This is a genomic window from Chryseobacterium sp. StRB126 (assembly GCF_000829375.1).
Classification (GTDB): domain Bacteria; phylum Bacteroidota; class Bacteroidia; order Flavobacteriales; family Weeksellaceae; genus Chryseobacterium.
Genome location: NZ_AP014624.1, coordinates 3,645,986 through 3,658,111, shown reverse-complemented (window position 1 = coordinate 3,658,111; position 12,126 = coordinate 3,645,986). Strand labels below are relative to the sequence as shown.

Sequence of the window (12,126 nt, the reverse complement as noted above, 5' to 3'; positions counted from 1 at the left end):
CTATAAAAAAACTGGAGATACCTTACAGATGTTTTTTATTATGAAAAAGATATTGTTGGTATTTAAAGAAATCTTTTACGAAGGAAATGGACTGATCATTGGTTTGCAATTGATCAGGATTGATAACACCTCCCGGTAATACCAAAGCATCATAATCTGAGGCCTGCGCCTGATCCAAGGTCATATCGACAGGATATTCTTTTCCCCATTCTTTCTCAGCCCAGGCTTTAATACCTTAAAAAGGCTTTTTCATAAGATGTGGTACTTAAAGAAATCTTAAAATTATAGGATGATCAAGAAAAATTAGATGACCGTCAATTTATCAAATCTTACATTTGAAACGATTATAACCTGACCTATATATGCACGGGAAGGTTTTTAGTATATAGTTTAAATTAATGACTGCTAGGATAAATTGATATAGGTAGTTTTTGACTTCTAAAAATTGAAATCCAAATCTTTGAATGGAATATAGAATATTGAAGTGATGACGATAGCAAGCAGAGCCAGAAATATTTGGATGTTTTGGAGAACATGTTCTCTGTTTTTATTATTAATTTCAATGGGGAAATTAAGCTTTTGAGGGGTTTGAAGTTCCAAATAATCAATAATATCAGGATGTTTAATGTAATGGTCAGAAAAAAATAAACCTTGTTTCCATATCCGTCAATATGATCTTCGTTTTTTGTAGTAATATCAGCGAGGGCTGGATCTGTGGTGTAAAGAAAATTACTACTGAAATTTAATGTCTTTATCTGCCAATAAATCAAGTGATTTATCACGTCCATACCAGAATGCGGTAAACAGTTATCGAAATGCGCAACAAACCTTAGGCTCTTTCTATCAGCAGGATAATCAGGAAGTCAATGATTTAAGAAAGGAAATTTCCAGATTAAAGAAAGATGCAATACAGAATAATTCTGTTCCTGCAGGCCTCGGAATCAACGATCAGTTGGAACTGGTGGGAAAATCCTACCAGATGGAAGCTAAATACCTTCCTTCGGCTTCGAAAGAAGAGACTGTACCAACGGAAAAAGAAGAAACAAAGCCATCGAATGAAAAGAAGTTTAAGCTTACCACAGTGAAAGCTGCTCATTCCAAAATAGTTTCATCCTTGTACAGGGAACCATCTGACAGCGCTTTTATTCTAGGGTTGAATCATAATAGATTTTTTGACGTACAAAGTGATAAAAAAAATCTTACGACCAGTGAAGCAAAAGGAAAGTCTAAAACCTATTATTACTATCATTGCCACTGTAAATGCGGATTCAGATTTGACTCTGATAAATTAAATAAACTCTTTGATCTTGAAATTTCTAAACTGGAATACAATCCGATCATCAAAGAACTTATGAAGGAGATACTTTTAGACAATTATAAGCAATTCACTTATGATATAGAAGCTAAAAGAAAGTCAATTTCAAAAGAGATCAATTTACTTAATGAAAAGGTTGCTAATGCAAGAGATAAATATCTTGTCGATAAATTAGATGAGGAGGATTATAAAGAGATCAAAAGGATTACAAAATCACAAATTGAACAATTGGAACAGGAGCTTCAGCAAATGGTTTCGGATAGCAAAGAGCTTGACATTAGAACAAAAATAGAAAATGCACCTGACGGGATGGAAGATCTTGTAAACCTTTATCAGCATGGCGATTTACAAACAAAGAGAACAAGCGGGTGTTTGATATTTCCCCCAAAAGTCGAATTTGACGGAAAAAATTTTCAAACACCTAAAATGAATATTGTTGCTCAGTGTATCTACCAGTATAACAACAGATTAGAAAATAGAAAAAACGACATCGAAGAGTGAAATCTTGAAATGTCGGTGTTGTGACCAAGACGAACGTATCTTCAAACACTTTTATAGATGATTTAGTTCGTTTGAGCCAGATTGAAAAAGAATTGGTTATCCCAAATCTGGCATTAACTTTATGGTAGTTGTAAGGTTTTTGCAATATAGTTTTAAATATTTGAACCAATAGAAGTTGGAATCGTTTGACTTTATTTTACTTCGATTGGCGTCTGCCTTTTTATAAAGATTTTATGAATTACATTTAATTTATATTTAGGTAATAGGATTTGTATAAAGGATTTGCTCACTTTGTTAGAGCACAATTATGCAACGCCAAATTCCTGAGATGGTGCATACCTTTGATAATTGCAAAGCGTAAATTAAAATATTTCCTTAACGGCACCATTTTTATCTTTCAAACTGAATTTTTCTTTGAAATCTACATCGTTTTCAAGATAAGTGACTGGTATTCCCAGTTGTCTTTCAAATTTTATCCATGTATTTGATGATGTTATTTGGCTTTCCAGCTTAAAAAAGCGGTAGGCATCCTCTCTACTATAATGTACTAAAATATCAGAATATATTATATCTCAATTATGTGATATGTTTAAATGAAGAGAAATAAATGAGAAGTGGTTAATAAAAATTAATATTAAATCTAATTAATGTGAAAATTACCGCTACTAAATAGTTTTAAATTCGTACGATCTTACATTCAAGATCAATAAAACTATATACAACATGAAAAACCTCTACATGAGTGCATTTACCTTATGCATAGGCTTGAGTCTCTCAGCACAAAATATAGTCTGGGAAAAGAATATTAAATCCGATAGCCAGGATTTTCTAAGCCAAATCACGACAACCATTGACCAACAATATCTGATCACCGGGAGTTCTATCAAGGCAGGAAGCGGGAAGACGGAGGCTGGAAGTAAGCAGAACAACGGTTACGATTTCCATCTGGTCAAATTGAACCAGCAGGGAGAAGAAGTCTGGGAAAAATACTTCTATGGACAAAATCATGATTATTTATCAGCAACAGTGGCTACGCAGGATGGTGGATTCCTTTTAGCCGGAACTTCTTATTCAGGAAAAGGACTGGATAAAAAAGACGATTCGAAAGGTGGATCAGACATATGGCTGATCAGAATCAATGAATTTGGGGATGAATTGTGGCAGAAAACATTGGGAAGTTCTTCAGATGAAGAAGCAAGAGCTGTCATTCAGACTACAGATTTAGGGTTCTTTGTTGCGGGTAATGTCCAGAATGCTGCAAAAGGTTACGGTTCCAAAGATGTTCTAATTACCAGACTTGATAAAGACGGAAAAGAACTCTCCCAATTAATTGTAGGCGGAAAAGGTCTGGATGAAGTTGAGAAAATGATTCCAACAGGAGACGGCGGTGTCCTGCTGGGAATATATTCCAGAAGCTCAGAGGTTCGTGTTTCGGGATCTGGAAGCACTCAAGCCAACAACCAACGATCTGCAATCTCAACAGCCATTAGCCAGGTGCCCAAAGGCAGCAGCAATTTCGGTGAAGGCGACTATTGGATCGTTAAACTTGATAAAAACGGAAAAGTAGAATGGGAAAAGAATTTTGGTGGTAAAGGAGATGATCATATCAGAACTCTGGCGTTAACTTCAAATGGATTTATCATTGGTGGCGAATCAAGATCGGAAAGATCAGGGAACAAAACTGTAGGCATTGAAGAAGGCACAGACCTTTGGCTGATTTCTTTAAACGAAAGAGGAGATGAACAATGGCAAAAATCTTACAATTTCAAAAACAGAGACATTTTAATGGGAATGAGCGTTGTAAGCGGGAAGATGGAAGATGGAAGGGAGAAGTCTAAAGGCATTCTGCTGGGAGGTTATACTCAGGCTGAAGGAAGAATTCAAACGGATGATGAAACGTTCTGGATGCTCTATCTTGATCAAAATGGAAATGAACAATGGAGAAAGCACGTCAAAGGAGAATCCAGACAAAAAGAAGAAAGGCTTTCTGATTTAAAACTCAACAGAGACGGCTCTATTGTCTTAGCCGGAACCAGCGCGGAAGAATTAGGAAAAGAGAACTGGAAGATTGTAAAGCTTGGAGACAAACAGGTTGATCAGTTAATTGAAAAATACGACATCAAAATTTATCCAAACCCAGTCTCAGATTACGCTTACGTGGAAATTGGCTTTGACTTTAAGGATGCTGATATTCTTCTGTATGATATGTCCGGAAGACAGCTTCAAAGTATAAAAACTAAGAACAGAGTGACCAAGCTTAATACCCAATCACTTATAAAGGGCGCTTATCTGGTTTCTGTAAAAACAAATGAAGGTAAAACGACATCTGCTAAACTCATTAAACAATAAATATAATGAAAAAGATATATAAAAACTTTTTTATCCTGCTGTTCTTTTTACTATTGGGATTAAGGCAAGGATATGCACAGAGTGGTATGGCATTAGAAAAATCCATTGCCTCGTTATCCAGTTATATAGATGCCCCTGTTAATGAAGCTACGGGACTTCCTAGTATTAGTATTCCTATTTTAAATGTTCCTATGCCGGATCATAGTGTAGATTATCCTATCAGTTTAAGATATAATGTCAGAAATTCTGAAAATACATTCAATGTTAGTGATGTAGGCCAGGGATGGTCATTATTCGGAACAAGTGTTATTTACAGGGAAGAGCGGGGAAATGTAGGAGAATGTGATAGGGTGAATTATCCTTCTGTTTCCCAGGAAGATACTTATTATTATAATGTGCTTGACTTATCTGGAAAACTTGCCATCAAAAAGACAGCCGGTGTTTATAAAGTGGTCAATCTAACACCTACTAACAACATTAAAATAGAAGTTAATAATTCTAATGCGATCCCGGGATTATTTACTCCTATCGACTTTACCATTATCACTGATAATGGTTATAAGTATAACTTTACTAAAATTGATACTTACCAATTTAGATGTTACGCATATGATTATCCAATCACTAGTGGAATAACATCTTCCTATTATCTTACCAAAATTGTGAGCCCATCTAATGTTGAAATCGCAAACCTTGATTATCAGTTACAAAGTAAGACTTTGCAGAACCTAGAAATCAAAAAATATTGCAAGATAAAATCAATAAAGACTTCAAAAGGAGAAGTTAACTTTGATTTTGCTTATGATGATGGTTTAGTAAATACTGTAAATGACCCTCTGCGACTGAATAAAATAAGTCTTAAAAATCCTGCAGGAGAAGTCTTATATTCCTTTTTAATTAACACATATATTTCCTCTTTTCCTTCCAATGATCAGATGAAAAGAAAACGTATACTCAATTTTATAAGAAAAAATGATAAAATTGATCTGAAAATAGAACAAACCGTTTTTGATTATGAAAATAGCGCACAGTCTGGGCAGCAGGAGGGCATTTTAAAGAAGGTAACATTACCTGCCGGAGGAGTTGTGGAGTATAATTATGAAGATCATGTGTATCCTAATCATATTTCTCCCGTTGCAAATCTGGCGAAAAGAATTAAAAACATCAACTATTACAAAAATAGTATTGATACTACTCCTGAAAGAACGATAAATTATAATTATAATTTCTTTGGCACCACATCTTCATCAGGATATAAATATTTTGGTGAACTGGATGATTATTCTGACCAGAAAAATGTTGCTTATATTCTTTATAAAAATGTTAAGATATGGGAAGAAGGTAAAGGATATATACAAAAAACATTTATTACTCCTAATGATTATCCGAAATACCTGACTTCACAGTTATATGTCAATTATTACTATTTCTGGCCCAATTATAATATTACAAGATGGGGGTTACTGTCTAAAGAAGAAATATATAATGAAGAGAGTGCATTGCTTTCTCAAAAAGAATATAAATATTTCTTCGATCAATATCAGGACAGCCAGTATGATTTCAAAATTACACCGGAATATTCAGTATTTATTTCAGAACATATTTCCAGTAAGATCGCTTACATTCTGAAAACAAACCAAACAGAGAAGGTATTTGATCCTTTTAATAAAAGTATAACTAAAGAATCAGAGGTTAGTATCAATGCCATGAATCTCAAGCCTGGTTATTTAAAATCGATTGTTAACGGAAATATAAAAGAAAAATTCATTGCATATCCTATTAATTTACCGGGTTATTCTCATTTGGAAAATGCAAATATGAAAGGAATTCCAGTAATTACCGAAGAAAAGGAAAATGGAAAACTGCTCTCAAGATCAAAAGTATTATTTAATAATGGTTCTTTGTTACCCACTTCTATTCTTACTACCAATATCGTAGATGAGAGCACAAAAGAAAGTGTAAATATGAATCTGTATGACAACAAGGACAACCTTCTACAGTTTTCCAATGTTTCAGGAGTACCAACTGCCATGATATATGGGTATAACCAATCTTCTTTAATCGCTAAAATTGAAGGAGCCACTTATAATCAGGTTCAGAATTTGGCACAAGCTATCATTGCTGCTTCAGACGTGGATAATAGTACAGGAACTCAGGCATCAGAAGATGCATTGCTCTCAGCACTAAATACTTTCAGAAATAATCCTGCTTTATCACAATATCAGATTACTACTTATACACATGACCCGCTAGTTGGAGTGAGAAGCACAACACTTCCATCCGGAGTGAAACAATATTATATGTATGACAATGCGGGCAGACTACAATTTATTAAAGATAAAAACGGATATATCCTGGAGGATTATCAATACAGATATAAAAACTATAAAGATTAAACTATGAAAAAAACATATTCTAGTATACTGATATTGGTTGGGCTTTTGCATTACGCCCAGACTGTTCCTCCAATATATAATGGACAAAATTCAGATCTTTCAGGAGTTAATGAGAATTACATCTATGTTCGTAACTATCTGGAGCCAACAAGTGTTAGTAATCCTAAAGCGAAACAGATTCAGAATATCCTTTTTTTTGACGGATTAGGAAAACCGAATCAAAATGTAACAATTCATGCTTCTCCCACAGGTAATGATCTGGTTACTCATATTCCTTATGATAATTTCGGAAGACAGGCTGAAGATTGGCTTCCTGTACCAATGAGCAGTCAAAATGGTAATATCCAGGTTCCACCTTCCACTTCAGGATATTATAAAACCTCTTCCGGCAGTGTGGATGCACTGATATATGGCAAAAAGAATTTAGAAAATTCTCCTTTAGATCGTTTGCGGTCTTATGCAGGTCCAGGAACTGACTGGTCTGGTAAGCAGTCTATTTATAATTATTATACTAATAATGACGCAGAAGTCTACAAATTTACTACCACCTCAACATTGAATAACGGAGTCATTTCGTCTGTTTTGAATTCTCAACTCATAAATTATCCTGAAGGCGCGTTATATAAAACCGTTATTAACGATGAAGATGGACATGAGGTTACAGAATTTAAAAATGAACAGGGACAAACCTTATTGACACGTAAAAAGCAAGGTTTTTCTTACCTTAGTACTTATTATGTTTATAACGAATATAATCAATTAGCTTTTGTTATACCTCCCTTAGCAAGCCAGAAGATTGCAGCAGCTAATGGTGTTACCCCAGATATTCTTGCAGGCTTAATTTACCAATACAGATATGATGGCTGGAACCGTTTGACAGAAAGTAAAACTCCAGGAGTAGACTGGAAATATATGGTGTATGATCAGATGGATAGATTAGTCATGTCGCAGGATATTAATCTCCGTTCTCAGGGAAAATGGCTCTTTACAAAATATGATGCTTTGGGTCGTATTGCTTATACGGGGCTTCTCAATAGCTCAGGCGACAGGCAGGCTCAACAGGCTGCAATCAATACAAATCCTGGTGAAACGAGGAGTAGCAGTGGCTTTACTGATTTAGAAGGTTCCACGATTTATTACACTAACGGGAATACTTATCCACAAAGTAATATGACGGTTTTAAGTGTTAACTATTATGATACGTATCCTCCGGGAAGTCCTTCAAACAGTTCAGGAGTGGTTACCCAATCTTATCTTTTGGCTTCCTTTGTAAAAAATATAGAGAACAATAGCTGGACAAAAAACTACATATATTATGATGAGAAAGGAAGAGCAATAGCAGACCATTCGATCAACCATTTGAATGGTTATACCAAAAAAGAATCTACGCTTACCTTTTCCGGAGTGCCTTCAAATATTTTGACGCATCATAAAAAAGATGCAAACAGTCAGGAAGTAACAATCAGTGAGTCTTTCACTTATGATCATCAAGACAGATTAATAAAACATACTCATCAAATAAATGGTGGAGCAGAAGAAACTCTCGCTGAATATATTTACAATGAGTTGGGACAGCTTCAGAATAAAAATGTAGGTAATGGTATACAGTCACTGGCTTACCGGTACAATACACGTGGGGCTTTAACTCATATTAATGATCCTAACAGTTTAAATAATAAGCTTTTCGGATATGAACTTAAATACACGAATCCTCAAAGCAATAATGCAATCTATAGCGGAAATATCGCAGAGATCGACTGGGCCACTCAAAGTGATGGCATATTGAGAAGATACGATTATAGCTATGATGGAGTTAACCGACTATCAGGCGGACTTTACATAGAACCTAATGCCACAAATCCAAATGTTTATTACTTCAACGAAAGTGCTGAATACGATAGCAATGGGAACATATTGTATCTATCCAGATTTAGAAAGTCGCAAAACAGTACATTTGCTGAGTATGCTGATGGATTAAGCTATACCTATGATAATAACAGCAACAGGCTTGTAAAAGTAAAAGATACCTCTAGTAATGGAGCAGGCTATCCCATTGGAGAAAATACAATTACTTATGATGACAGTGGGAATATGAAAAATCATTTAGATAAAGGAATAAATACAATAAATTATAATTTCCTAAATCTTCCTAATAACATAAGTGTAAATCCTGGAACAAAAAAACAGGGAACTATTCAATATATTTATAGAGCAGATGGTACTAAGGTTGCTAAAACATATACAGGTACTTTAAACTCAATAACTACCACAGAGTATATTGATGGATTTCAATATTCTTCTTATGCAGGTTTGTTAACTCCAATTACACCATCAGGGCTTCAATTTGTACCAACAAGTGAAGGATATTATGATTTTACAAAAAGTAAGTATATTTACAACTATACAGATCACCTTGGAAATGTAAGGGTAAGTTACCTTAAAGGAACCAGTGGAGCAGCAGAGATCATTGAAGAAAACAACTATTATCCTTTTGGATTAAAGCATGAAGGATATAATAATATAGGATTAGGTAATCCTAATTATAAATACGGCTATCTGGAGAATGAATTGCAGGAAACAGGAATGTATGATATGAATGCCCGTTCTTATATGCCTGATCTGGGAAGATTCGTACAGCATGATCCTTTAAGTTCTCTGTCATTAGATGCTTATGGATATGCTTTTAATAATCCTATAGCTATTAAAGATCCCACAGGGCTGTTTGGAGAAAGTGCAAACTGTCCTCCGGATTGTTCAATTCCTCCTAATTCTCCGGGCGGTGCCAATAATCCACGCCTTATCGAAGAGGTGGTAGTAGGTAATAATCCTGGCGGAGGTTATTTGCCTGCCGGCTTTTATTATTATCCTTGGGGAGGCTATGGCTATGGCGATTATAGCGGAGGATCCAACAGCGTGGGACCTGTATATAACATTACAAATGCACCAGGGGAAGATCCGCTTGCATGGTTGCGCACAAGGAATATGCCTAGTTTCCAGGATACGTATACCTGGGGGAGTAGGGGAAATTGGTTTTTTGGAGCAGCAGCTGCTTTATCAGTAATAAAAGGAGGTTTGAATGCTGAAAGAATGTATGGACAGGGAATCAGAAGAGGCATAACTGCCAATTATCAATTAACAGGAAGAAATCTGAGCCAATTTGGAAGCATGGCACCTACAAAAGCATCTTTTCCAACTTCTTCTTTAGCAAAATGGGGAGGAATTGCTGGAAAAGTAAGCGTTGGAATTGGTATTGTGTTAGATTATAGAGCACTCCAAAAAGGAGAAATTTCTGAAGGTAAATTTTATTTCAATTCAGGAGTGGGACTTTATGGGTTAACCGCTGTAGGAGCTGTTCCATCCATATTGTATTTTGGTGTAGACGCTTTTTATCCGGGAGGTTGGACAGGTAATGCAGAACATCCGGGAGCATTTAATGATCAATCCCGATTGAATCAGGAAAATAGTTTTAATCCATATTGGCAAATTTGGCCAGGAGCAATGAAACAATAAACAAATTCTATGAACAAAATAAAAAGAGCATATTATTACTTTTTCTATAAAATGTATAAGGCAATGATATGGACATCATTTCCATTTAGAAATTTTTTGAACGGGTTTAGAGCGGGCTTGGTAATGATAGTTCTTGAATTCTGGATTGCATTTTCTATCCAAAATTATTATTATATAATCAATAATATAAATCCAAAATCCATTTCAGATTTATCATTGTATATTGTAGGTGTTATTATAATAATATTCAATTATATAACACTTGATCATAATAATAATGTTTGGAAAAAATATAATTTGGAATTTGACAATCTGCCTAAAAGAAAGAATCTAATAGGCGGCATAATTGTTTGGTCAATAGTTTTATTTATAATTATTAATTTTTTTGCATCTATCCATTATTCCCAAAAAAAGTTTTCTATTCGCTATACTCCAGAATTTATTGCAAAAGAAAAAAGAATAGATTCTTTACAGAAAGCTCAGCAAATTGAAAAACTAAAAAAAATCTATGGAGAAGATAAAAAAAAAAGATAATGAATAAACCTGCTGCAATAAGAATCCCTTCATATAGGATCTTATTAAATTACTTTTCTATCCTAGCGTGAGCGGAATACCCGTATCTAGAACAAGATTAACAATGTCGATAAATAAATCCGAGAAGATAGTAGCTTCTCGGATTTTTATGTATAGAATTTAAATGTTAAATGGAATCTGAAAGTATTTTTTTGTTAGAACCTGATTACTGAATCATTACTTGTGACCTAAGGTTTCAAGAACGTAGTAAGTAAACAATTGGAGTTGCTAACATTATGAGTATGCTAGTCAGGTATTTTCAATAGGGGTTTAGATCATATAATTTTGGTATGGTAAGATCCGGAAATTTATTAAAAAAAATGGCACCAACTGTCTTTAGTTGGTGCCATTTGGCTTTGTGTGTGATCAAGACGGGATTATCTTCAAACACTTTTATAGATGATTTGGTTCGATTAAGCCAAATTAAACAAGAATTATAAAACTCATTTTTATTGGGTAATTTTCATACACTTTAAACGACTTTCAATGTAATTTAAGTATTTTAAAAAATGGAGATTGACATTCTTAAGAATAATAAAGTTATAGTAACCTACATTTTTAGTGCTTATACTTATGGTTTTGATTTTCTTAACTTTGAAAAATGAAAGAAAAGGTAAAAAGAGTTGTTTCAGGATTTAATACTGAGTTAAAACTAAAAGGTTTTCGTGCGTTTCAGATTGAGCAGGACGGAAACGAAACCCTTGTGTATAGCAGAAAAGAATTCTATAAAATTTGCCTTACAACCGGGAAAAGTAAGATTCATTATTCCGATAAAAGTTTCGAGCAGGAAGGAACGGTACTTTTTTTTCGGAAACCCACATATTCCGTATTCCTGGGAGACAATTTCAACTACTTATAAAGGCTATACCATTCTTTTTTCTGAGGAATTTTTTAAGAATTCTGAACGCTCCGAAAGTTTACAGCAGTCTTCTTTCTTTAAAATCGGCGGAACTCCCGTTCTGAAAATTACTGAAGAACAAAGACAATTTCTTAATACTATTTTCCAAAAGATGATTGCAGAACAGGAAAGCGATTATGTTTATAAGGATGAGCTGATACGCAACTACATAAGTCTTATCATTCACGAATCTTTGAAGCTGGAACCTGTAGAAAATTTTGACCAAAATAAGAATGCGGCATCAAGATTATCCTCCGTTTTTCTGGAAATGTTGGAAAGACAATTTCCTATTGAAACTACAGACCAATCTCTGCAACTGAAATCAGCACAGGATTTTGCAAAAAACTTGAATGTTCACGTCAATTATCTCAATCGTGCCGTAAAAGAAGTTACCGGAAAATCTACAACGGTTCATATTACAGAACGTATTCTCACAGAAGCAAAAGCATTGCTGCAACACACTGACTGGAATATCTCAGAAATTGCTTTTGCACTCGGATTTGATTATCCGACGTATTTTAATAATTTCTTTAAAAAACAAACCGGAACCAATCCAAAAGCATTTCGTTTGACCGAAGTTTGAA

The 12,126-nt window shown here is 34.5% G+C and carries 6 protein-coding genes and 1 pseudogene; 6 read left to right on the top strand and 1 reads right to left on the bottom strand.

Translation table 11 applies throughout. The features are described from left to right. Positions 1-22 precede the first annotated feature (22 nt). The gene (locus CHSO_RS25415; protein WP_316932473.1) at positions 23-232 is read right to left on the bottom strand and encodes a DJ-1/PfpI family protein; all 210 of its coding nucleotides are present in this window, start codon (positions 230-232) and stop codon (positions 23-25) included. Positions 233-745: 513 nt separating this feature from the next. Between CHSO_RS25415 and CHSO_RS25095 the strand changes: the two genes are divergently transcribed. The 6 genes and pseudogenes from CHSO_RS25095 (at position 746) to CHSO_RS16590 (ending at position 12,125) form a co-directional block, all read left to right on the top strand. Continuing rightward, entirely contained in the window at positions 746-1,816 is a 1,071-nt protein-coding gene (locus tag CHSO_RS25095; RefSeq protein WP_052480624.1) for a hypothetical protein, read from the top strand. 723 nt (positions 1,817-2,539) lie between these two features. Then, complete coding sequence (locus CHSO_RS16610; RefSeq protein WP_045498354.1) at positions 2,540-4,165, top strand: T9SS type A sorting domain-containing protein; 1,626 nt, start codon at positions 2,540-2,542, stop codon at positions 4,163-4,165. Positions 4,166-4,170: 5 nt separating this feature from the next. Continuing rightward, on the top strand, positions 4,171-6,561 hold the full coding sequence (locus tag CHSO_RS16605) for a hypothetical protein (RefSeq protein WP_045498351.1): 2,391 nt from the start codon (positions 4,171-4,173) through the stop codon (positions 6,559-6,561). A 3-nt stretch (positions 6,562-6,564) separates the two neighbouring features. Next, positions 6,565-10,071: a DUF6443 domain-containing protein gene (locus CHSO_RS16600; RefSeq protein WP_052480623.1), complete on the top strand. Its 3,507-nt coding sequence runs from the start codon at positions 6,565-6,567 to the stop codon at positions 10,069-10,071. A gap of 9 nt (positions 10,072-10,080) precedes the next feature. Next, positions 10,081-10,605 (top strand): hypothetical protein, encoded by a 525-nt coding sequence (locus CHSO_RS16595; protein ID WP_052480622.1) that lies wholly within the window; start codon positions 10,081-10,083, stop codon positions 10,603-10,605. A 640-nt stretch (positions 10,606-11,245) separates the two neighbouring features. Continuing rightward, positions 11,246-12,125 (top strand): annotated as a pseudogene (locus CHSO_RS16590) (helix-turn-helix domain-containing protein). Position 12,126 lies beyond the last annotated feature (1 nt).